Genomic DNA, 22,850 nt, shown 5'->3' with positions numbered 1-22,850 from the left:
GAAATTTTTTCTCATATTTAAGGGTAGTAATCTGGGGCCAGGGAGGGGATACTCACGACTATTCTAATCATTCTTTATACTTTTTTGCAGTTACGGACAAAATAACTCTGAACCTCACTTAAAATCTGGCCACCTCAGGACGAATTCTGATATAATTTATACGTGTGCCAATACCTTGGCCTTGCCATTTGACGAAGGCCAAGTTGCCGCGTCATTTTACTCTTTTAAACAAAATATGGGATGGAAGTGGAATTTGAGATGCTGGTTACGAAAACTGCTCAGGCGGGGTCAACGGCGAACAGCGATGTTTTAATAACTGTCAGTCCGAGTGAGACTCCCGGAATTCATTTGCAGTTAAAAAGTAAGGACGTCGTTCTTAAGCTGTTCGGCGAACAAATAGAAAAGGTGATCATGGATAAAGCCAAAGAACTGGGAGCGGATAACGTCACTATCAAAGCAGAAGACAAGGGAGCTTTGGATTATACCATAAGAGCAAGGCTGCAGGCGGCGTTAGAACGCGCGTCCAACTAGCGGTCCTTTGGCTGGCGGCGTCTCTTGCCGGCGGTCTCTTGCCAACAATTTCTTGGCGGCCGTTGCTCGCCGGCGAATAATCGCAAAAAGCCCGAGGTGGGCCTTTCGCTAAATCAAATCTCAAAGTAAGAATAGATTTACCAGACAAAAAACCAGACAGAGAAACGAACTGGGGAAACGGAGATAATAGTTATGCAAAAGAATGCACGAAGCATGTATTTTGTCTCAGGCAATGAGCCAAAGATGCTTCAGAACGCACCTGTCTTCGATCCGGATTCTATTGTAATCGACCTTGCGCGGAGAGTTCCAGCCACTGAGAAGGACAGTGCCAGGATTTTGGTCAAGGAAGCTCTCCGGTTTTTAGATTACTCCAACGTCGAGGTTATCGTCAGAATCAATCCACTCAGCAGTGAGTACGGGCTTAAAGATGTGAAGACGATTGCCCCGGTTAAACCGTACGCTTTCATGATCCCGAAAGCTAGGGCGGAAGATATTCAAGCCCTGGCAAACCTGCTCTCCGAAATCGAGAAAGCTCAAGGTTTTGAAGAGGAAAGCATTAAGCTTATTCCAATGATCGACAACATTGTCGGACTCGAAAGTGTCCACAGCACCATTAATGCCTCATCACGGGTCACGGCCGCTTTTCTCAACGCCGAGGACTTAGCCGCGGACTATGGCAGCAAGCGGACTAAAGAAGGTGACGAAATCCTCTATGCCCGGAGCAAAGTGTCCATGGCCTGCCGTGCGGCTGGGATTGAAGTGATCGACACCCCTTATATGGACATCAATGACAGTGAAGGCTTGGAAATGGATACCGAAAAGGCGAACCTCTTAGGGTTTACGGGCAAGGCTGCGATTGATGGCCGCCAAGTCGAGACGATCAACATCGTCTTTGACGCCTCCTTAAAGCAGGCCGCATTTCCGCAAACATATATCTAGCACTAAAATCCAAAGTGCTGAATTTGCAACTGTGGCCGCGATATTATTTGTGAATGGGTGGATAGAATGAAAAACGCTGCGGGTGTTGAACTGCCGGAGTTTATTAAAGGATATGGGGAAGTAAAGCCGTTTGCCGGCGCTTTCGCCGGCTATGGACAGGTGCGGAAAGTCGCCGTCCGGCTGGACTCGGTACAACCGGGTAAAACTAAACTCTTAGAGAGTATTGATGAAGCGATCGAAAAAGTCAACCTTAGAGACGGCATGACCATCTCCTTTCCCTCCCATCTGAGAAACGGAGACTATGTGATCAATCAGGTCATGGAAGTCATTGCCGCGAAGGGAATTAGAGATCTGCATCTTGCGGCAACGCATATCTTTCCGATCCACGAGCCTTTGGTTGACTACATTAAGCGAGGGGTCGTCACAGGTCTGTCCGCAAGTTACATCTCCCCCGGGGCTGTCGCTAAGGCGATAATGAAGGGATACCTGAAAAACCCAGCTGTGCTCAGAAGCCACGGGGGCAGGCCGAGAGCGATCGAGGGCGGAGAACTGCATATCGATGTAGCCTTCATCGGAGCGCCGACCGCAGACGCTTACGGAAATATCAACGGCGTGCAGGGAAAGGCCGCCTGCGGGACCTTGTCCTACGGGATTGCCGATGCAGAGTACGCCGACAAAGTCGTGGTAATCACCGATAATCTTGTTCCTTATCCCGCTTGTCCTATCGAGATTAGTCAAGATTACGTCGATTATGTGGTCACTGTAGATTCCATCGGCGATCCCAGCGGGATTGTCTCCGGCACCCTCAGTGTCACCAAGGACCCGGTCGGCCTGCGGATTGCCAGCCTGGCTGCACAGTTCATCGACGAAGCAGGCTACATCAAAGACGGGATGTCGTTTCAGTCCGGCGCCGGTGGGACTTCTTTGGCTGTTACAGCCGAAGTGAGAAAACGCATGAAAGAAAAGAAGGTCGTCGGCAGTTTTGCCGCGGGCGGAGTAACCGGCTACATCGTTGACATGATGAATGAAGGCCTCTTCCGTTCCGTGTTCGACGTACAGTGCTTTGATTTGAAAGCGATCGCATCCTACCGGGATAATCCCAAACATCAAGGCATGAGTGGGTCACTTTATGGAAATCCCAATACAAAAGGCGCCTTAGTCAATAATTTGGATATCATGATCCTGGGAGCCACAGAAATTGATACCGACTTTAACGTGAACGTCATCACGGGATCGGACGGGATCATTATGGGGGGCTCGGGCGGACATAACGATACTGCCGCAGGCTCCAAACTCGCCATTATCGTAACGAACCTGATTAAAGGGCGTCTGCCTGTTGTCAAGAGCAAGGTCACGACTGTCGCCACGCCGGGAGAAACGGTCGATGTTCTCGTAACGGAACGCGGCATCGCGATCAATCCCCGGCGGAGCGACCTGATAGAGAAGCTAAAAGATTCGGCTCTTCCGCTCGTGCCCATCGAGACATTGAGAGAAATGGCCGAACGGCTGACGGGAGTCCCCAAACCCATCCCCTTCAGCGATGAAATCGTTGCGGTCGTTGAATATCGCGACGGCAGCGTAATTGATGTCGTCAAAAAACCTCTGGATTAGAGGCAGCTGTTTCCTAAGGATGGGGCATAAGGATGAGGCGTGATGGTATTTACCCCACCCGATGCTTAAAGCATGCCCCATTTGCGCAAGTACTCTACGGTGAGAATGAATTCCTGATCGGAAAACCCGTTTTGCCTCAAAACCTGAAGAGCTCGGTTAAAGTCCAGGCTGACGGTTTCCATTAGAATCCGGTCTTTCTGGCCGACCAACTGCCAATCCTCATGCATGTCCAATAGGATTTCCATCATGGAGGCGATTCTTTCCAGGCGCCACATGATAAACTTTTGCCCTTGCCGCAGCGTATCGGGAGTGAGCCCCCGGGTCTTGGTCAATCTTTGCCAAGGAGTGGTTCCTTGGTCCCAGCCGCAGTCGGAAAAGAAAGGAAAATCGAGCTGGACTTTTTGGATGCAGGTTTCGTTTTCGGGGCGCATGAAATTCACCTCAGCCTTCCTGCCCTGCTGTCCGGCAAAACGGGGTCCCCCGGCAAGGGGGACCCCGCCTCGTCACATTATCATCTTGGCAACAGTTCTCATTTTACCATTGTCCAGTACCCGCCGAGAACGAGGACGGACAAAATGTAGCCGAGTGGAACGTTTACGATGACCCCCGCAGTAAAAGCTGCAAAGGGCCGCCAGCCCACGGCGGCGAGTTCTTTGAAACGCGTGGTCAAACCAATGCAGAGAAAAGTAAAGATGAAGGCCCAAAGCCGAATCATTGAGATCGGACCGACAATATTGGCCGATACCGTTTTGGCGGTAGGGGCGTCGACCGAAGCAATGAGCAAAGTGACAACGATCGAGGCAGCGAAAAAGCCAAGGACAAATTTGGGGAAACGGAACCAGATCTCCTTGCCATTGGGTTTGCGGCCATCCTCTCGGCGTTCCCATTTGGTCACGGCAATGAGAGCCATGATGAAACACCAGATACCGACAAACATATCCCTGCCGACGACTTTCATGAGGGTGAAGGTCTTGATCGCTTGCTCACTGATGGACGCCGCCGCCGCTATTCCAGCAGCATCAGCGAATTCGGAAGTTCCGATCCAGGCCCCGCCGGGCCCCGGGGAGATACCCAAAGCTTTGATCACGATAGGCAAGGCAAAAACCATTATAATGGCCCAAACCACAACCAAAGAGATGGCTACGGAAACGTGGTTTTTTTCAGCCTTAACCGAGCCTCCGATGGCAATGGCGGCGGAGACTCCGCATATTGAGCCGCCCGCTGCCAGCGCTGTGGAAAAGCGCTTGTCTAGATGGAAAAGCCTTGTTCCTATCCAGTAGATGGTGAGAAAGGTGGAAACAGCGACAATGGTCGCCTGCAAAAAGGCCATAGGGCCTGACTGCAGAATGATGGTGAAAGGGAGCGTAGCCCCCATTAAGACGATTCCTGTCTTGACGTAGAATTCTGTGCGGAAAGCGGTATCCAGCCATTTGGGCAAAGGGACCACATTGCCGAGAATTAGTCCGACCAAGAGGGCCATCAACGGCGGCTCCAGACTCCATTTCTTGGCCAGGGACGAAGCACCCAAGATCGAAACAATGACGCCCAGGATGAACAAGATGGTGAATCCGGGAATAAAGCTTTTCAGATTATGGCCAAGCACTTTTACGGCGATGGAAAATACGACCAAGAAACAGAACCAGAGCGCCACGATTCCGCCCCAGTGCGAATGGAAATAGACAGAGACCTTGCTGAACTGGTCCCAGGCCGGGAAACTGACGGCGAGAGCAGGCATGGCAGTGCTGCCGGCAGCCCACAGAATAATAGATAGGATAACCGTCCCCAAACCGATCCAAACAGCCCAATAGTCTTCTTTCTTCAAGAGCCCCGAACCGCTTCCCGGTGTTGTGGGTGTGCTCTTGTTGACGAGGGAGATGTTACTCATTGGCCATCCTCCTTGTTAAATGCTCACTCTTCTATTTTCTTTCTTTTTTCTCTCCTCTCTCTTTTCTCTTTTCTCTTTCTTCTCTCTTTTTAGCCTGATTCGCCCCAAAAGCTTCCCCTAATCCCCTAATCTCCGTTACTCTTGTGTCTCAGTCGTCTGCCGCACCAACATGGCTTAACGGATGGTTTCACGCCACCCGCCGGAGGCTTCCCGCAGAATAGATCTTCATCCTTCTCTATTAGGAAAGCGGGAACTTTCATAATATATCCTTTATTAAGAGACTAATTTTTTACGTATGATTAGGGGGCATTGTAGGACCTGACATGTTTTTAGGACGATTCGATAGTTATTCAGTCAACCGCTTCCCCCCTTTCGCACCGTTCGCGCCGGTCAAATACCCTTACATCCGCGTCAAAATTTGCCTAAATCCGCATCACAATTTGCCGACGACGGGGTTTGTGGGTTTACCTTGCAGGGTTTAGCTGGGCGAAATACTCCCTCCTTTCGGTATTATAGACTCCGGCCTTCACCGAGTTCGATCTTACCCACATTCTAAAACCACATACAGCTTTTGTAAAATCGCAATTTTAAATGGCCCGGGCCGACAAATTCCGAAGCGCGTCCCTAGTTGCTTGTCCTTACATATGTGAGCAACTGTTTTTCCAACAAGCGTACTTGCTCTCGGGTGAGTCCGTATATCAACTCGATTTCGGCCAAAGTTACCGTGACTCCACTATCGAGGCCAAATCTCGTCTTAATTATCTGCTGTTCGCGTTCGCTCAGACAATTCTCGACAGCTGCGACTATTTGCTCGCGGGTATACAATTAGGCCTCCCCCTCTGCAACGCCATTTCCTCTTTCGCCCGTTTTGCTCCCCCGCGCTACGGGCAAGCATTTTCCGACGATGGCCGTCAGGTAACCTGACCTTCATTACAGAGCTTTCCCCTTTTTCAGCCACGCCCTGTGCGTCACTGTGTCTCACTGACGGTCAGGCCGGCTTTTGAAACGGTAGGTGCGCCTGCCGGCTCTTGGCTTGGGCTTCTCTTCGGAGATAAGAATATCGTCTATTCTCACTTCGAGGTAATCTGCGCCCTCATCCAGGCATTTACAACAGTTATCACAAATTTTGTCGGGATTCAATTCACAGCGGTCGCATTCTCCGCACTCGTCACAAATCCTGTCTTCTAAAATACATGGTTCTCCGGCTTTACGCATTTTTCCTTGCCCATCCTGTTGAATTCTAAGGTCGCTTTTTGCCACGGTTTTTGCTCGATCTTTTACGTTGCATGTTTTCATCAGCTATGACGGCAATAGCCATGCCCTCGTACGAACCTAGCCTCGGGGACAAGATTCCGTCAGGGCAAGTATAGCTCCTAACACCCGGCTGCGTCAACTTTGTGCGGGAGCTGTCGCAGCCGTTGGGGCCGTCGGACTGCCTATCGCCAAGCCCTATGGTCTTAACCGGAGGGAAAAGGCAGGTATGTTCATGGGCCTCAGCGGTTCAAGAATTTTCTTCCCAAACCCGCAAGAACTGATAAGGATTGATCCAGTGGCCATCCGGGATCTCTATGCCAAAGTGCAGGTGGTCGGGAGTAGTGAGAGCATCCCCGGTGTGTCCCATTGTCCCCAAGGTTTCTCCCCTGGCAACTCTTTGCCCCCGCTGAAGTCCGGGCGAGATCTTTTGCAGGTGAGCATAATAATAATAATTCCCATCGTCTCCGCGCACTCCGACTCTCTCTCCCCCCAAGCGATTCCAGCCAAGCCGCTCGATTTTGCCGGAACAGGCACTGACAATCGGGGTTCCTTCACTGCCGAAAATATCGGTGCCTTCGTGCCGTCGTTTTCCCCCTTCCCGTCCGGCGCCGAAAGTATCCTCATACCAATGCCTGCCGTTGACCGGGAAAGTATAGGCGCCGATTTGAAAAACGGGGTATTTTAGCAGCAGCGTTCTTCGATAGGCAACCGTTTTGGCATCACTCTTGGCGATACCCGCCCAGTTGAGGCCGGTGAATTTCATGCCCTCTTTCAGCTGGGCAACCAACGGGCCACAATTGCGCGGCAAGGTTGAACGCAGAGCGAGGATGTCGGCCCAGGCTCCGGGAGAAATTAGTTTCCCCTCTTCATGTGCCTGCAGCACCAGCGGAGCGGGTACAGACGCCAGATAGGACCAATCATTGAGTGTGCCTCCGGGAGGGTGATGCAAGGCGGCCCACGCGATCATGCCTAAAATAAGAAGCAGAGGGAGCAGCACGATTTCTCGGCAGCGGTGGGTCTTTGGCATGTCGGTCTCTCCTTTCCCTATACACTACACTATGGATAAAGTATTGGAAAAAGAAGAGTTCATACTGCGAACATCTGTTTGCAATACGGAGAAAGATGTGGTAAAGTAGTGGTAATAATTCATCACTGTTGTGGTGTCAATAATTCCAAGCTATTCGGACGTACGTGGTGTGTACATAGTGGGCAAAAAAAATGATTTAGGGGTGAAATGTATGTATCCTGATTTATCTCAACGCCAAACGGCTATCCTCGACTTTATCAAAAGCGAAATCCGCAAAAAAGGGTATCCCCCCTCTGTACGCGAAATTGGAGACGCGGTAGGACTTGCCTCCAGTTCGACCGTACACGGTCATCTGCAAACCCTGGAAGAGCGAGGGTATATTCGTAGAGACCCGACGAAACCCCGGGCCATCGAGATATTGAGCAGTGCCAGTGATGAGGACCCGAAGAAGCGCATGGTTCACGTGCCGGTGGTGGGCCGCGTGACAGCCGGTAAACCCATTCTGGCTCTGCAAAACATTGAGGACTATTTTCCCCTGCCGGCCGATTTTGTTCACGACGATTCCGTCTTCATGCTGAAGGTGCAGGGTGACAGCATGATAGATGTCGGAATATTGGATGGGGATTATATCGTGGTCCGGCAGCAGAACTCAGCCCGCAACGGGGAAATTGTAGTGGCGATGATCGGCGAGGAAGCGACTGTCAAACGCTTTTTTAAAGAAAAGAACCTGATTCGCCTTCAGCCCGAAAATTCCGCCATGGATCCTATTTTTACCCAAGATGCGGTTATTTTGGGTAAAGTCATAGGGGTCTTTCGCTATATCCGTTGAGCAGGTACGGACGGCGCCCGTACACTTGCGACTTTGGTCATAAGTGTGCGGGCGCTCTTACATATGCAAGCAATACCGGTGAATATCCATAATTTAAGTACTTGTTCTGACTCCACGTTCTCAGGTGGGCGGAAGGGATGGGTTCAGTCAGACCTTGGCTATATTCGGGGGTGCTCCGGAGCGGAAGCTGCTGCCGGCGGAAGGGATTGGCTCAGTCAGACCTTGGCTATATTCGGGGGTGCTCCGGAGCGGAAGCTGCTGCCGGCGGAGGGATTGGTTCAGTCAGACCCTGGCTATTTTCCGATTCCGGGTGTCCCGGAACCGTTCCAAGCCAAGAGTGATGAGGCGGTCAACGAGTTCCCCATAAGGGATCCCGGTGGCTTCCCATAACTTGGCGTACATGGAAATCTGGGTAAAGCCAGGCATGGTGTTTATTTCGTTGAGCACGATTTTGTCATCAGCCGTGACAAAGAAATCGACCCGGCCCAATCCCGAGGCATCCACGGCCCGAAAGGCTTTAACGGCGGTCGCCTGTAAATCAGCTTGAAGCGCGGGACTGAGCGGGGCCGGGATGAGAAGGCGGGAGGCGGAATCCTGATACTTGGCTTCATAATCATAAAATTCCCGGGCAGGCAGGATCTCGCCCGGGAGCGAAGCCCGGGCTTCGTCGTTGCCCAGGACGCTGACCTCGATTTCACGCCCGCGGATATTTTCTTCAACTACTATCTTCCGGTCATAAATTGCCGCAAGTTCCAAGGAACGCCTAAGTTCAAGGTTGTCATGAGCCTTGCTGATGCCGACGCTGGATCCCAGATTTGCGGGTTTAACAAAACAAGGAAAGCCGAGGTTTTCCGCGATACGATGGATGCAGCCTTCCGCATCACGGCGTATTTCGGCGCGCAAAAATGTCAGATAGTGTGCCAAGGGCAAACCCGCCTGGGCAAAGACAGCTTTCATCCGGTCTTTATCCATACCGAGCGCGGAACCCAATACTCCGGAACCTACGTAGGGAAGATTCGCCATCTCCAAGAGGCCCTGCAGAGTGCCGTCTTCCCCAAACGGACCGTGCAGAACCGGAAAGACAAGGTTCACCCGGCCCCCGTTGGGAAGTTCCCGGCGATCCAAGGCCATAAAATGCGGATTTTCCGGGTCGTGAACCAAGGTCACTTGTACCCCGTCCCGCCCGAACTCACCGGGCGCAGAAGCCCCGACACCTTGCTTAAGAACTTGGTCCGGCGTGATTCCCCAATACCAACGTCCGTTCTGAGCTATCCAGACAGTTTCAACACCGTACTTGCCGCGGTCAATGGCCTGAAGCACAGATTTGGCGGAGTTAACGGATACCTCGTGTTCTCCGGATTGGCCGCCGAACAATAAAGCGACGCGTAAGGACGTATCTTGCAAGCTATCCACTCCCTTTCACCGGTTTATCCAATCGCGAGACTCCCACTTCTGCGGGCTGGAGTGTTCCCTACCAGACAAGTATTTTTTGCAAGCTGGCCGTTCGGCGACAGTGTCCGGAGGACGCTAGCGCGATGTTCAGCTTCTGCCAAACGAGTTTACTCTATATATCTACGCGCAACGTATCAGTATCATACCCCGAGGTCGGAGCAGCCTTTAGGTTTTGCAGCAGGTGTCTTGCCAAAACGGCCAAGCCGCCGGAAAGTTTTCCGGCTTCACGTGGGCGGAAGGTATTTCCCCTGTCCTTAAGCGTGCAGCCGTTCTCGTCAAGGCCTCCCTGAGAAAATATTCACTGGCAGCTGCTCGCAGCGAAGCGGCGTCGCGTCAGGGGTCAGGAAAAGCCAAGCGGCTCATTTGGCGAGCGGTCCGAATCGACTCAGCGGCCAGTAGCGGAACAGGGCCCGGCCGGTGACATTTTTCAGGGGCAGAAAGCCCCAGACCCTGGAGTCGTCGCTGTTATTGCGGTTGTCCCCCATCACGAAAAGATCCCCCGGCGGGACGACCACAGGTCCGTAGCTTCCCTGTTCGGGAGCGAGCAGGTAAGGTTCGTAGAGGGCTTTGCCGTTGACATAGGTTTTATGGTCTTTAATCTGAATCTTATCCCCGGGCAAACCGATAACGCGTTTGATGAAATCCTCCTGGGAATGGGCGGCCGCGGGCGGACGAAAGACAATAATGTCACCCCTGCGGATGTGATCAAAATACTTGAAGAAGAACTTGTCCACGATGACCCGGTCCTGAAGTTGAATCGTCGGCAGCATCGATCCCGTCGGGATAACCCGCGCCTCGATCACATAGGTCCTGATAGCCCAGGAAAGGACAAAAGCGATCAGGACAATTTCCACAAGTTCCAAAAGGAAGCGTCCGCCGCTTTTGCGCGGCTCCTCGACATTCATCTGCGGCTCGTCCACATTTTACACCTTCCTTGCTGCTTAGATGTTCGTTGTACAAGAGGCCGTTTACAAGAGGGCGTCTTGCCATAATTGCAGAGCCGCCAGAATGTTTCCCAGCTTCACATAAGCGTAAGATATGCCGCCTTGCTGGTAGGCGATGTACGGTTCACGCAAGGGCCCGTCCGCGGAAAATTCGCTGGTTGCCCCTTGCACAAAAGTTCCTCCGGCCATGATCACTTCGTCCCCATAGCCGGGCATGCCGGCCGGGATCGGCAGAACATGCGCATCCACCGGGGAACCTTTCTGCAACCCCTGGCAAAAAGCAATCATCTTTTCTTTCGAGTTCAATTTGACCGCCTGGATGAGGTCGGAACGCGCCGACTCCGGCAGAGGATGGACCTCGAATCCCAGGGCCTGCCAAAAGGCCGCGGCAAAGATCGCACCTTTTAGGGCTTCGCTGACAGTCAGCGGGCTGAAAAAAAGTCCCTGGAAGAAAAGGCGCTGCCCTTCCAAGGTAGCCCCCACTTCCCCTCCGATACCGGGCGCGGTCAGGCGCTGACCTGCCAGTTCCACCAACTCGCGGCGACCGGCGATATACCCTCCGGTGGGAGCGAGGCTTCCGCCCAAATTCTTGATCAGTGAACCTGCCATGAGATCGGCCCCGACGTCGCCGGGTTCGCGTGTTTCCACCAGTTCTCCGTAACAGTTGTCTACGAAGATCAAGATCCCCGGATGGAGCCTATGAATGTAGTCCACCAACTCGGAAATCTGGGCGATACTTAAAGCGTCCCGCCAGGCGTACCCTCTGGAACGCTGAACCAGGAGCAAACGGGTTTCCGGCCGAATCGCCTGCTCCAGCAACGCATACTGTATCGTCCCCTCCGGGCCCAGCGAAATAGAGGAGTAACTGACGCCGAAGTCCAGCAGGCTCCCCTGGCCCTGGCCTCGGAGGCCAATGACCTCCTCCAGAGTGTCATACGGGTCTCCGGTGACAGAAAGGAGGTGGTCTCCCGGACGCAGGACCGCGAACAAGGCGACGGCAATGGCATGGGTGCCCGAGACAAACTGACCCCTGACCAGAGCAGCTTCCGTCCCCAATATTCTGGCCATGACACGATCTAGGGTTTCACGGCCGGCGTCCCCCAAACCGTAACCGTTTGAACCCTGCAAGTGATAAGATGAGACCTTCTCCGCCTGAAAAGCCCGAAGAACCTTGGCATGATTATGTTCGAAACCTTCTTGCAGGACTTCCAGCTGTTCCCGCAGTTTACCCTCAGCCGTAACCCGCGCCTTGCGGATTCTTTCCGGCAGCTCTTCTTGGGTTAACAATACCTGGGATGTCAATACCTGAGCCCCCTCAAGCCAAATGTAACAATACTTACCCACATACTTCTGCTAGTATACTCCTGCCGGGCGGCTGTTGGCAACTGAAGTGTCCCTAAACCCCTAAACTTCGTCCCAGTCCAGGTCCGCCGCTATGATCTCCATCAGTTCCTCGCGGGTAGAAGAGGCATTCTGAAAAAGGCGGACAGCCTGTTTGCGGACGGTCCGCTCCACCAGGTTGCGAATCAGACGGGCATTGCCCGCATAGGGATGGAGATGCAAAAGCCCTTGCAGGATCCGCCGCAGGGATTCCTGCGCCTCCGGAGTCAAAGTGTACTGACGCTGGTTAAACATACTGCGGCCGATGGCCAAAAGTTCTTCCAAAGAATAATCCGGGAAATCGATATGGATGGGGAAACGGGAACGCAACCCGGGATTGGTTTGCAAAAACCATTCCATTTCCTGACGGTATCCGGCCAAAATGAGAATCAGGTTATCCTTTTGGTCTTCCATCGCTTTAACCAGGGCGTCGATCGCTTCTTTGCCGAAATCTTTTTCTCCGCCTCTGGCCAAAGAGTAAGCTTCATCGATAAAAAGGACGCCACCCAAAGCCTTCTTTACCTGTTCCCGGGTTTTTTGAGCCGTGTGACCGATGTATTCCCCCACCAGGTCCGCCCGCTCGCATTCGATGATATGTCCTTTCTGCAGGACGCCCATTTCTTTAAAGAGTCTGCCGATGATGCGGGCTACGGTGGTTTTTCCGGTTCCGGGATTTCCCCGGAAAATCATATGTAGGACTAAAGGCTCCGCCACGAGCTTTTCTCGGGTGCGCCTTTTTTGGATTTCCACATAAGCTTGCAGCTCCCGAATCAAGCGTTTAACTGAAATAAGTCCGATGAGTTCATCCAATTCACTGAGAATCTCATTGACGCGCTCTTTCTCCGTCGCTTGAACCGCGCTTCGGCCGAACGAAGCGGAGTTCTTCCCGGGAGCGGCGCCTGAGCCCTTGCGCAGCGGGGGTGCTCCTTGCGGGTGCGTCTCCGCAGGCTGAGGAGACTCCACTACCGGAGGGGCTTGCCGGTCGGGCCGAAAAGTGACGCGTATTGGCATGAAAAAGGGGCACCTCCCTCCCATCCTTATTACTATACGCGCGGATCGGGCGAAAGGTGCCACAAAATTTGCTGTCAAAACCGTCTCCCGGCTCAAGACACTCTCAGCCGGCGGCATAAACGAGTTGCATTCACGCCGGCGTCTGACCAAGAGGCTTAGCCGCATGCCCCTGGCTTTAGGGGAGATTCAGCGCGGGCCCTTCAGCTGCCGGTCAGACTTTTAGCATAGCGGACCCGGGAGGGATGATCGAGGAACTTTTTGCGCAAACGAATGCTTTTCGGGGTGATCTCGACCAGTTCGTCTTCTTCAATAAATTCAAGGGCCTGCTCGAGAGTGAAGACCACGGCTTTTTCCAAACGCAGGGCCTCGTCGGCCGTGCTCGAGCGCATATTCGTAACGTGTTTCTTTTTGGCCACGTTGACTTCAATATCCTGTTCCCGGCTGTTTTCTCCCACAATCATTCCCTCATAAACTTTGATTCCCGGCTCAATGAAGATCCGGCCCCTCTCTTGCGCTTGGTAAAGGCCGTAAGTTGTGGCTTCTCCGTTTTCAAAGGCGATCAGAGCCCCGCGGTTGCGCCCGGAAATCTCCCCTTTGTAGGGCTCATAGCCGTGAAAGACATGGCTCATCATGCCTTCCCCACGCGTCTCCGTGAGAAATTCGTTACGGAAACCGATCAGCCCGCGGGCAGGCACCTTGAATTCCAGCCGGACTTGAGTTGGGGAAAGTGTTATCATATTGACCATCTCGGCCTTGCGCCGACCCAAAAGTTCCATCACCGCCCCCACGGAGTTCTCCGGCACGTCGGCAATCAGGAACTCGATGGGTTCGCATTTTTCACCGTTAATCGTCCTGTAGATCACTTCGGGTTTCGAGACCTGGAGTTCGTACCCTTCCCGGCGCATGTTTTCAATCAAAATGGACAGGTGGAGTTCTCCCCGGCCGGATACCTTGAAGCTGTCCGCGGAATCGGTTTCCTCGACCTGCAAACTGACATTGGTTTCAACCTCTTTGAAAAGGCGTTCCCTGAGTTTGCGCGAAGTGACAAATTCCCCCTCCAGTCCTGCGAAGGGGCTGTCGTTGACGATAAAATTCATGCTCAGGGTCGGCTCATCCACTTCGATCGTCGGCAAAGCCTCGGGGTTTAGGGCACAGGCCACAGTTTCTCCGATGTTGGCCGTGGTCAAGCCGGTCAATGCCACGATTTCCCCGGCCGCGGCCACGGGAACATCAACACGCTGCAGCCCTTCAAAGACATAGACTTTGCCGATCTTGGCTTTCTCATAAGTTTCGTCCCGCTTGATCAAGGTAACCTGCTCTCCTTGATGAATCGCACCGCGCACAATCCGCCCTACGACGATTTTTCCCACATAGTCGTCATAATCCAGTGTGGTTACCAGAAGCTGCACCGGGGCCTCGAGGTCGACTTGGGGTGCGGGAATGTGGGCCATGATCATGTTAAAAAGAGGTTCCAGGGTCGGCTCGATCCGGTCCGGTGCCGTCCCGGTAGATCCTTGCCGGGCGGATGCATAAATCACCGGAAAATCCAGTTGATCCTCGTCCGCGCCCAGTTCGATGAAGAGATCAAGAACTTCATCCACCACTTCCTCCGGGCGCGCATCGGCGCGATCTATTTTATTGACCACGACAATCGGAGTGAGTTTCAGCTCCAGCGCTTTTCGCAGCACAAACCTCGTCTGCGGCATCGGCCCCTCGAAGGCATCCACGATTAAGAGGACGCCGTTAACCATTTTCAGCACCCGTTCCACTTCTCCGCCGAAATCCGCATGGCCGGGTGTGTCCACGATGTTGATTTTCGTTCCTCGCCAATGCACGGAGGTGTTCTTTGACAGAATCGTGATGCCGCGTTCCCGTTCCAGGTCATTGGAGTCCATGACCCGCTCCATGACCTGCTGGTTAGCCCGGAAAGTTCCGCTTTGTTTCAGCATCGCGTCGACGAGTGTCGTTTTCCCGTGGTCAACGTGAGCTATGATTGCGATATTGCGTAAATTGGCAGTCTCCACTGAATTTCCCCTTCTTCTTGGTTATGCTGTGCCTATTCGTCAAAAAATGCACTACCTTTCAGTATATTATACAGATCATCAAAAGGCAACAACAGTTTGGCACTTTTTGCACTTTCTAAACGGCTGTCAGCGGCGCTCAGAGGCGTTCGACTGCTTTCGACGGCCATCAGCGGCGTTTGCGCCCGGTCGGAGTTCCCGGCTCAAGCTGCGGCCGTATACAGACGGAGCGCGCTCTGCCCGTCCGGCCACTCCGCCTGCCGCGGACGCGCACCGACCTTACCCTTGCGCGCTGCGAGTGAGCGGCTCTTTTGGTTTTATGGCTAAGCGAGCGTCTGGGCCCACCGACCCCTTGCGCGCTGCGAGTGAGATTCCGATAGGCGAGAAAAAATCCGGCCAACGGCCGGATTTTCTAAGCTAAAGCTCCTATTCGTGAGGCTCTTCAGGTTGAGCGGTAGCTTGAGCCAAATTGATCGGGCGAATCGGCATGACCGTAGAAATGGCATGTTTGTAGACCATCTGCTGTTTTCCCTCGAATTCTATGACAACCGTAAAATTATCAAATCCGCGAACGATTCCCTTCAGCTGAAATCCGTTGACGAGGTAAATCGTCACGGGCAAGTTTTCTTTGCGCACCTGATTGAGAAAACCATCCTGCAAATTGATGGACGACTTATTCATATTTCTCCCTCCATCACCATTGTTTACTAAATCGCTGTTCCACACATTCATTCTACACGAGTTTCCAAAGCTCTGCAAGTGCAGATCACGTCTGCGAGTATACGATTTGGCGAGAAGCGTGAGATGTCATACCAGGTGATACGCGGGTCGCGTCGAAACCAGGTAAATTGACGTTTGGCAAAATGCCTGGTATCCCTTTGCATTAAGCGCAGCGCTTCGGGCAGGGTGGCCAGTCCCCGGAGGTACCAGAGGACATGCCGGTAACCCAGACTCTGAAGGGGTTTGAGTTCACGACTATAGCCGCTATGCAGGAGGTCTGCCGTCTCCTCGACCAAGCCCTCCCGGATCATTTCCGCGCAGCGCTCATCGATGCGGCGGTAGAGAATCTCGCGCGGCGCTTCCAGGCCGATGTAGATTGTGTTGGGAGCCAGTGGGGCGTACACCTTATCTGAGGCGGTTCTCGTCCCGGAGAGAGGCCGCCCGGTTAATTCAAACACTTCCAGGGCGCGAATGACCCGAACCCGGTCATTGACATGGAGCCGGGCCGCTGTCAGTGGATCACGTTCTGCTAACGCCCGGTGGAGGGCCTCCTTCCCTTCTTGCGCCAGAAAGCTGAGCCACTTTTGGCGGATTGCTCCCGAGCCTTTTTCACTGAAGCGATAAGGGTCCAGGAGGGAGCGGACATAGAGTCCCGTACCTCCGACCAAGATGGGAACATGGTCCCTGGCCTGGATTTCTGAGATCAGCCGGGAGGCAGCTTCCTGAAATTGGGCTGCACTATAAGGTTCGCGGGGATCCAGGAAGTCAAACAAGTGATGCGGGACCCCCTCCCTTTCGCCCGGAGGTGTCTTGGCGGAGCCGATATCCAGTTTTCTATAGACCTGGACGGAATCACCCGAGATAATCTCTCCCCGGACCGCCCGGGCCAAGTCCAAACCCAGAGCGGATTTTCCGACTGCCGTCGGCCCGACGATGACCACAAAGGGACGCACTGCTTTCACCTCAAGTCCACTATGCCAAAATCCACGGAACTATACCTGCCGCCCGGGAAAACCTCAAAACCGAGACGTTCGAACTCCGGGCTGCCTTTCCGCTCTTTCATGACGACTCTTTTCCGGGCCACGCGGCAGGCTTCCCGTACGCTGTCGCGGCTGAGGGGCTCTTTCTCGGCCCAGCGCTGTAAGGGCTGTATAGCGGCCGAACGGCTGCGGGTATGGCGAAACATCGGATCGAAATACACGACATCCACAGCTTGCGCAGGCATCTTGCGCAATTCTTCCAAGTGGTCGCCCCAGTGCGCCTCAATCCTGCCCGCCGCTTCGCGCAAATGGGCCCAGGCCCGTTCTTTTTCGGGACTTTTTCTGAGTCCTGCCGTTGTTCTTCTTAAGTCATTGAGGCCGTCCCCGACCAGGGCGGCCAAAATGCCGGAACGTTCCACCGCCCGGACCGAACCCGTGCTGCCGACGGCCCAAGCTCCGACAAGGGCGTCACTGCCCAGGCCCAGAGTCGCATCAAAGAGGGAATCCCCCCTTCCCAGGCCGCAGGCTTCAAGAAAGCGATCCGGCTCACCCCGTTCGATGTTCAAAAGACGAAGCAAAGCCATACTGGGGTGGAAATACAGACTTTCTCCCGACACTGTCAGAAAAACTCCGGTCCGGGTAATTTTCAGCTCCGCCGGGTCGGAGGGAGTTGCTCCCGGGCCGCACGGAGTTTCCCTGGGGCCGGACGAATTTGCTCTCGGGCCGCACGGAGTTTCCCCTGGGCCGGACGGATTTGCTCCCGGTACAGCCGTAAGTCCCGCGCGCTCTGCCCTCCGGGCGGGACGCTCCAGCCAGCGGATTCCGGGCTGCCTTTGAAACCAGCGGGCTTTTTCCGCAAGTCTTTGATCCGGATGTACGGTATGAATCAGAACGGACATTTCTTCCAGGGCCACGCCCGCTTCACTCCTCCACCTATCGTAACCTCCCGTTGGCCAAGGCCGGCTAAAGCAGCCGGGAGCATGCGGCCCGGCTTGTTCAGCGACGGTAAAAGCGGCGTTCCAACTCGCCGCGGCTGATTTGGATCATCGTCGGGCGTCCGTGGGGGCACGTTTGCGGGTTCTCCGTCTCCGCCAACCGCGCCAAGAGCTGTTCCATTTCCGGGATGGACAAACTTTCCCGGGCTTTGACCGATTCCCGGCAAGCCAAGAGATAAATCCAGGTCTCAAACAACCGCTCGTAACCCGGTTGGACACCGGTCTGCAGGATCTCTTCCAAAAAGCGGCGCAGAAGGTGTTCGGCGGCATCCGGCGGGGTCTCGGCAGGTACGGCTCTGAGCAAATAGGTTTGCGGTCCGAAATACTCCAGGATAAAACCGATCTTTGCCAAGTCCAGGAGATGCTCCAAAAGTGCCTGTTCTTCCCGCAAACTGAGTTCCAACGAAACGGGCACCAAAAGGGATTGGCTGACTGTTTTTCTGCCGCGGATCTCGCGCAGAAGACGCTCATAATTAATGCGTTCGTGAGCCGCGTGCTGGTCGACGATGACCAAGCTGCGACCGTCAGTGGCCAAAATATACGTGTTTAAGACCTGAGCCAACGGCCAGAGATTGGAACCGGTCAGCCCCGTCGCCTCGGCGAACAAGGCGGGAGTCGGGGACGGCTCCTCTGCCGGAGCGGACAGGAAAGCGACGGGCGGGTGCATGGGGTCCGGTTCGGTCGGAAGTCGGATAGTCGAAGGTTGAACGGTTTCCGCGACCATGTCCGCAGCCGGGGTCGTCTGGCGAAAGCCCGAACTGTCTCGTGAGGAAACATCAAGGGACAAGAGTCCGGGCTGTTCGGAGATGGCCGCTACCACGTCAGACGAAGGGTTTTCTTGTCCGGCAGCGGCCATCCCCGGGGCTGGAGGGCTTCCCGATTGACCGGCGGCCGTCTCCGCCTCTTGCCGCTGACAGTGCGAATTGCGCCGGCCCCGGCCCGCATCCAGCAGGGTCCGGCGCACCGCAGCGGTGAGAAAATCGGCTAAGGCTTGCTCATGGGCGAATTTTACCTCCATCTTGGCGGGGTGCACATTTACGTCATATTCCGAAGCCGGCAGCTTCAGGTGCAAGACGGCCAGGGGATGCAACTTGACAGGGATCAAGGTGTGGTAACCTTCCTCAAGGGCTCGCATCAAGACCGGGGAGCGGACGCAGCGCCCGTTGACAATGAAGGTTACGGCTTGGCGCGAGGAGCGGACCAAATCCGGGGGGCTTAAGTATCCCGCCAACGACCAGATCCCTTGCTCGAGGGAGAGGGGAAGAAGACGTCTGGCCAGCTCTTTGCCCAAGACCGTGCCGATGCTTTCCAGCAACCGGCCCCGGCCCGCCGTCTGCAGAACCGTCTGCTCGGGGTGGGTTAATTTGAAAGCGACTTCCGGGTGTGCCAAGGCTATTCTGCCCACGACATCGCTGATCAAACCGAATTCCGTGTTGTCCGAGCGCAGGAACTTCAGCCTGGCGGGGGCATTATAAAAAAGATTTTCCACAGAAACCGTGGTGCCGACAGGGGCCCCGATCTCATCAAAACTCACGCGCTGTCCGCCCTCCAGGCGCAAGATCCTGCCGCTGATTTCTCCCGGGGGCCGCGAGGTCAGCGCCAGGCGCGAAACCGAAGCGATGCTGGGCAGGGCCTCCCCCCGAAAGCCCAAAGTACTGAGTGTATCCAAATCCTCCACCCGGCGGATTTTGCTCGTCGCATGCCGTAAGACGGCCAGCGGCATTTCGGCGGCGGGGATACCCGAGCCGTCATCCTGCACCCTGATGAGGGAGGTCCCTCTTCCCTCCACTGCGATCTCGATATGCTTGGCCCCGGCGTCCAGGGAGTTTTCCACTAATTCTTTGATGACAGAGACAGGCCTTTCCACCACCTCACCGGCAGCGATGCGGTTGGCGGACTGTGGATCAAGGACCCGGATCAGAGAGGCCAAAGCGTGTCACTCCTTCAAACCGTTCACTCCTGCACTGTCGAAAAGCGGGTTACACCTTCGTCCAAGTGCCAAAAGAGGACTTGGGCGCCCGCCTGGTCTTGGAGCTGCACCGTTTCCGCGCGGCCGATCAGGTATTCCCAGAGGTCATATCCGGCTTGGCTGCATTCGGGGCAAGCCCCGAAAGGAATTCGGACCAGGGCATAGCGGCCCCGGGAAGGAGGACGCCGGCTTTCGATGAAAACGGTTCCCCCGCAGTGCGCACACTTGCGCACCCTGTCGAAGCGAACTTCCTGGAACCCCTCGGTATCGTAATAAATCATACGCGGGATGTAAGCCCAAGTGCCGTCCGGCAAATAAGGCTGCGACCGCCAGACCCAATTGGGTTGAGCCTGCGCGTATTCCGCTTTCAACTCCTTAACCCGGGAAACCAAGCCGGTGAAGCTCACCTGCGGGCGATTGGGTTTTTCTGCCTCCATGACTCCGTTATAATCCTCTCCGGCCAAAGCGAGCAGAATGGCCAGATTTACATAGGGCAGGGCGGCTTCAATGGAATATCCGCCTTCGAGAACGGCAAGATCCGGTTTCACCAGTTCGGTGATGCGGCCGTAACCCCGAGCCGTAACGTTCATTGAAGCCAGAGGGTCGCTGAAATGGTTGTCTTGCCCGGCGGAGTTAATAACGATATCGGGTTTGAATTCGTCCAGGCGCGGCAAAACCCAGTTTTCCAAAACATAATGAATCCCTTCATCACCCGTGCCGGGCGGGAGAGGAATGTCCAAATTCATCCCCCAAGCGTTGGGACCTCCTTTTTCCGAGGCAAACCCTGTCCCCGGATAGAGAGTTCTCCCGTCTTGGTGCAAAGAGATAAATAAAACGCCGGGATCATGGTAAAAAATATCCTGGGTTCCGTCGCCGTGGTGAACATCGGTGTCGACCACAGCAACTTTCTTAACCCCATATTTGCTGCGTAAGTGGTTGATGAGAATCGCTTCGTTGTTCAAGGTGCAAAAGCCGCGGTTGCCCAGGACGGTCGCCCCCGCATGATGCCCGGGCGGACGCACCAGGGCGAAACCGTTTTGAATTTGCCCTTCGGCCAGGGCCTCACCGAGAACGAGAGTACTCCCCGCGGCGATGAGATGGGCTGTAAGGTCATGCTTAGCCGGATGCGGGAAGATCCCCTGAGTGAGGAGAGCTTGGCTTAAAGGAGCCATGCCTGGTGCAAACTGCCTGATTTGCGGGAGATCGAAAACCCCCTCCTCGAACAGCTGCTCTTGAGTGTAAAGCAGGCGTTCTTCCCTCTCCGGGTGAGTTTCGCCCAATGACCAGTCGAAAGCCGGGAAAAACAAAATACCTGTCTTGTTCACTGCCTGTACCTCCCTCCCACGTGCGCCGCCCTGCCCGCACGATGAATTCCTATGCCGCCATCGGCACTAAAACACCGGGTACTCACGCTCTGAGCTCCGACTTCTGACCCCTGACATCCGGCTTGCGACCACCGCCCCCGGTTGCAGTTAGGCCTGGGCCGTCGGCACCACAAGGCGGAACCAACGCCCGGCCTTCCTCCCGCGGAGCCACCCCAGGCCGCGCAAGAGAGCCGGGATACCGGATACTCAGGTCTCGGCCCTCCGGCTTCCGCCCTCCGGCCTCTGGTGCAGGTGCCCCCATACACCCGGGGGAACGTAGAGACGACCGCGCACGATCTGCCCGACGGTCCGGTACCCTTGGACAACGGGGAAAAAGTCAAACGGCTCTTTTTCCGCCCCGGTAAGATCAATGCTCTTGGCGCCGGCCAGGCGTTCGGCGGTTTTTTCGAGAAAACTGTCCACTTCCGCGTGCGGGCGTTTCGCTCCTTGCCACTTCCCCTGTTCCCCGGCCTCTTCCACGCTGAACCGCCCCAGTACCGTATCGAGATGAAGCGTGCAGGAAAAAGTCGGCCTGGCCAGGGCGGCCCCCACTGCATTGGAGACTTCCGGAAATTGGCCCACGCGCACTTCGGTATGCAGTTTTCTTTGCAGAAAGTCCCGCAGTCCCCGGGCCCCGCCCCCGCTGGCCCAGACATAAAACTGCCGCGCTTCCTGGGGATGCAAAACCCCCCAAATCTTGTAGGCGGGTTCATCTTGCCACTCCTGTTCCATGGCTCTTATTTCCACTGCCAGCCGGCCGGCCATCTCTTCGAGCAGGGACTTTGCCAGCCTTGTCAGGTCCGCCGGCAGACGATGTTCATCAGGCAGGAGCGAGGCTAAAGCTTCTTCGGCTCGCACCCTGTCGCCGTACGGCACCACTCCCAGGTAGCACATAGCATCGGTGGGCGTCGGAGCCGGACCGCCCAGGCAATAGGCCGGGCCAAGGCGATAGCGGGCTAAAGACAGGCTGCCCGCCTCCCGCACAATAGCGGAATCCGCCCCCACCGCAACGGAACGGACCGCCAGGGAGCGGACCAGCGTCTTGTAGGGGCCGATCTTGGCTCCGCGAACGCTCACAAGCGGGGAGCCGGACAGAACGATCCCCAGGTCAGTGGTCGTTCCTCCGATGTCAACCACAACGTACGAGGCATCCGGGTTTTGAGCCATAGCCCCGAGCACCCCGGCGGTCGGCCCGGAATAAATGGTCTCCACAGGCCGGACCCGGTCCAGCGGCAAAACTCCCCCGTCCGTTTTCAGCACTTTGATCGGAGCGTGACAGCCGCGCTCGCAAACAGCCCGTTCAAGTTCCCGGGCAAATTCTTGCCAGAGATCTTGACTGGCCAAGTTGAGATAGGTCGTAAGGCTGCGGCGGTAAAAATTGGCTTGGCCCCACTCGTGTCCGAGAGCAAGGTTCACTCCGGGCTCGGCCTGCCGCCAATAAGCAGCCAACTGTTCTTCGTGCAATTGGTTCCGGTGGGAGAATTTACCGACGATGGCCACATGATCCGACTTCGACGGGTTCAGCTTGCGCTCCTGGAGAATCCGCCGCCACTGAAGTTCGTCGGGGGGCAGAACTTCCCGGCCGCGGTAGTCGATAGTTCCGGACATGATTTTGTACGGAACGGGCCAGGACAGAGACTCCAGTTTCATACCTGTGCCCGGAAGCAGATAGAGCTCAACCGGCGGAAAGCGCCCTTGCAGAATCGCGTTGGTGACCAAAGTTGTGCTGACCGTGATCTCATCGACGGGGTTACCCCCGTCAAGGCCCAGACGATCAAGCGCGCTGAGCAGGGTATGCAGAAGATTGTCCTGATCGGTTGGGACCTTGGTTTTGTTCTCAATCTCCTCCTGATTGATCAGGACCGCGTCCGTAAATGTCCCCCCCACATCAATTCCAACATGTCTGCGCAAGATATCCCCTCCCATTTTTCAGCTGAA

19 protein-coding genes are annotated in these 22,850 nt (G+C 55.1%); 4 read left to right on the top strand and 15 right to left on the bottom strand.

Features of this window, described 5'->3' with window-relative positions; genetic code table 11:
• Positions 1-258: 258 nt before the first annotated feature.
• The 3 genes from citD to citF all read left to right on the top strand — a co-directional run bounded on the left by citD (position 259) and on the right by citF (position 3,081).
• Positions 259-531, top strand: a complete 273-nt coding sequence (citD, locus tag MNU25_RS12690; protein ID WP_240985407.1) for a citrate lyase acyl carrier protein — start codon at positions 259-261, stop codon at positions 529-531.
• A 192-nt stretch (positions 532-723) separates the two neighbouring features.
• Positions 724-1,470: an HpcH/HpaI aldolase/citrate lyase family protein gene (locus MNU25_RS12685; protein WP_240985406.1), complete on the top strand. Its 747-nt coding sequence runs from the start codon at positions 724-726 to the stop codon at positions 1,468-1,470.
• A gap of 66 nt (positions 1,471-1,536) precedes the next feature.
• On the top strand, positions 1,537-3,081 hold the full coding sequence (citF, locus tag MNU25_RS12680) for a citrate lyase subunit alpha (protein ID WP_240985405.1): 1,545 nt from the start codon (positions 1,537-1,539) through the stop codon (positions 3,079-3,081).
• A 65-nt stretch (positions 3,082-3,146) separates the two neighbouring features.
• Here the strand turns inward: citF and MNU25_RS12675 are convergent, their stop codons facing one another.
• From MNU25_RS12675 to MNU25_RS12665, 4 genes are all read right to left on the bottom strand, one after another.
• The gene (locus MNU25_RS12675; protein WP_372503635.1) at positions 3,147-3,512 is read right to left on the bottom strand and encodes a hypothetical protein; all 366 of its coding nucleotides are present in this window, start codon (positions 3,510-3,512) and stop codon (positions 3,147-3,149) included.
• Positions 3,513-3,610: 98 nt separating this feature from the next.
• A complete protein-coding gene (locus MNU25_RS12670) occupies positions 3,611-4,966 on the bottom strand; it encodes a YeiH family protein (RefSeq protein WP_240985403.1) in 1,356 nt (451 codons plus the stop codon).
• A 624-nt stretch (positions 4,967-5,590) separates the two neighbouring features.
• Positions 5,591-5,791, bottom strand: coding sequence for a sigma factor-like helix-turn-helix DNA-binding protein (locus tag MNU25_RS20535; protein WP_372503626.1), 201 nt, complete (start codon positions 5,789-5,791; stop codon positions 5,591-5,593).
• Between the two features lie 676 nt (positions 5,792-6,467).
• Complete coding sequence (locus MNU25_RS12665; RefSeq protein ID WP_240985402.1) at positions 6,468-7,247, bottom strand: M23 family metallopeptidase; 780 nt, start codon at positions 7,245-7,247, stop codon at positions 6,468-6,470.
• 211 nt (positions 7,248-7,458) lie between these two features.
• On the opposite strand from MNU25_RS12665, the gene lexA reads away from it, so the two are divergent.
• The gene (gene lexA / locus MNU25_RS12660; RefSeq protein WP_240985401.1) at positions 7,459-8,076 is read left to right on the top strand and encodes a transcriptional repressor LexA; all 618 of its coding nucleotides are present in this window, start codon (positions 7,459-7,461) and stop codon (positions 8,074-8,076) included.
• Positions 8,077-8,358: 282 nt separating this feature from the next.
• On the opposite strand, the gene MNU25_RS12655 is transcribed toward lexA, so the two are convergent.
• The 11 genes from MNU25_RS12655 to MNU25_RS12605 form a co-directional block, all read right to left on the bottom strand.
• Positions 8,359-9,480 (bottom strand): D-alanine--D-alanine ligase family protein, encoded by a 1,122-nt coding sequence (locus tag MNU25_RS12655; RefSeq protein WP_240985400.1) that lies wholly within the window; start codon positions 9,478-9,480, stop codon positions 8,359-8,361.
• A gap of 407 nt (positions 9,481-9,887) precedes the next feature.
• Entirely contained in the window at positions 9,888-10,433 is a 546-nt protein-coding gene (gene lepB / locus MNU25_RS12650) for a signal peptidase I (RefSeq protein WP_240986836.1), read from the bottom strand.
• A gap of 63 nt (positions 10,434-10,496) precedes the next feature.
• The gene (locus tag MNU25_RS12645) at positions 10,497-11,774 is read right to left on the bottom strand and encodes a methionine gamma-lyase family protein (RefSeq protein WP_372503628.1); all 1,278 of its coding nucleotides are present in this window, start codon (positions 11,772-11,774) and stop codon (positions 10,497-10,499) included.
• Positions 11,775-11,876: 102 nt separating this feature from the next.
• Positions 11,877-12,863, bottom strand: a complete 987-nt coding sequence (locus MNU25_RS12640) for an AAA family ATPase (protein WP_240985399.1) — start codon at positions 12,861-12,863, stop codon at positions 11,877-11,879.
• A gap of 200 nt (positions 12,864-13,063) precedes the next feature.
• Positions 13,064-14,887 (bottom strand): translational GTPase TypA, encoded by a 1,824-nt coding sequence (typA, locus tag MNU25_RS12635; RefSeq protein ID WP_240985398.1) that lies wholly within the window; start codon positions 14,885-14,887, stop codon positions 13,064-13,066.
• A 423-nt stretch (positions 14,888-15,310) separates the two neighbouring features.
• A complete protein-coding gene (gene hfq, locus MNU25_RS12630) occupies positions 15,311-15,565 on the bottom strand; it encodes an RNA chaperone Hfq (RefSeq protein ID WP_240985397.1) in 255 nt (84 codons plus the stop codon).
• A 47-nt stretch (positions 15,566-15,612) separates the two neighbouring features.
• Complete coding sequence (gene miaA, locus MNU25_RS12625) at positions 15,613-16,557, bottom strand: tRNA (adenosine(37)-N6)-dimethylallyltransferase MiaA (protein ID WP_240986834.1); 945 nt, start codon at positions 16,555-16,557, stop codon at positions 15,613-15,615.
• Positions 16,558-16,562: 5 nt separating this feature from the next.
• Positions 16,563-17,498, bottom strand: coding sequence for a class I SAM-dependent methyltransferase (locus MNU25_RS12620; protein WP_240985396.1), 936 nt, complete (start codon positions 17,496-17,498; stop codon positions 16,563-16,565).
• Positions 17,499-17,580: 82 nt separating this feature from the next.
• Positions 17,581-19,509 (bottom strand): DNA mismatch repair endonuclease MutL, encoded by a 1,929-nt coding sequence (gene mutL, locus MNU25_RS12615; RefSeq protein ID WP_240985395.1) that lies wholly within the window; start codon positions 19,507-19,509, stop codon positions 17,581-17,583.
• Positions 19,510-19,532: 23 nt separating this feature from the next.
• Entirely contained in the window at positions 19,533-20,873 is a 1,341-nt protein-coding gene (locus MNU25_RS12610) for a histone deacetylase family protein (protein WP_240985394.1), read from the bottom strand.
• A gap of 246 nt (positions 20,874-21,119) precedes the next feature.
• Positions 21,120-22,838, bottom strand: a complete 1,719-nt coding sequence (locus tag MNU25_RS12605) for a hydantoinase/oxoprolinase family protein (protein WP_372503629.1) — start codon at positions 22,836-22,838, stop codon at positions 21,120-21,122.
• Positions 22,839-22,850: the final 12 nt, after the last annotated feature.

The organism is Acididesulfobacillus acetoxydans, from assembly GCF_902729405.1.
GTDB classification, from domain to species: Bacteria; Bacillota; Desulfitobacteriia; order Desulfitobacteriales; family Desulfitobacteriaceae; genus Acididesulfobacillus; species Acididesulfobacillus acetoxydans.
Note: the sequence above shows the minus strand (reverse complement) of the source record. Positions and strands in the feature narration are given on the sequence as shown.

Bases quoted from the DNA above. Each gene is read 5' to 3' on its own strand.
- lepB (WP_240986836.1), bottom strand. From the start codon at position 10,433: ATGAATGTCGAGGAGCCGCGCAAAAGCGGCGGACGCTTCCTTTTGGAA.
- MNU25_RS12605 (WP_372503629.1), bottom strand. From the start codon at position 22,838: ATGGGAGGGGATATCTTGCGCAGACATGTTGGAATTGATGTGGGGGGG.
- MNU25_RS12675 (WP_372503635.1), bottom strand. From the start codon at position 3,512: ATGCGCCCCGAAAACGAAACCTGCATCCAAAAAGTCCAGCTCGATTTT.
- MNU25_RS12685 (WP_240985406.1), top strand. From the start codon at position 724: ATGCAAAAGAATGCACGAAGCATGTATTTTGTCTCAGGCAATGAGCCA.
- lexA (WP_240985401.1), top strand. From the start codon at position 7,459: ATGTATCCTGATTTATCTCAACGCCAAACGGCTATCCTCGACTTTATC.
- MNU25_RS12640 (WP_240985399.1), bottom strand. From the start codon at position 12,863: ATGCCAATACGCGTCACTTTTCGGCCCGACCGGCAAGCCCCTCCGGTA.
- hfq (WP_240985397.1), bottom strand. From the start codon at position 15,565: ATGAATAAGTCGTCCATCAATTTGCAGGATGGTTTTCTCAATCAGGTG.
- citF (WP_240985405.1), top strand. From the start codon at position 1,537: ATGAAAAACGCTGCGGGTGTTGAACTGCCGGAGTTTATTAAAGGATAT.
- citD (WP_240985407.1), top strand. From the start codon at position 259: ATGCTGGTTACGAAAACTGCTCAGGCGGGGTCAACGGCGAACAGCGAT.
- MNU25_RS12665 (WP_240985402.1), bottom strand. From the start codon at position 7,247: ATGCCAAAGACCCACCGCTGCCGAGAAATCGTGCTGCTCCCTCTGCTT.
- MNU25_RS12670 (WP_240985403.1), bottom strand. From the start codon at position 4,966: ATGAGTAACATCTCCCTCGTCAACAAGAGCACACCCACAACACCGGGA.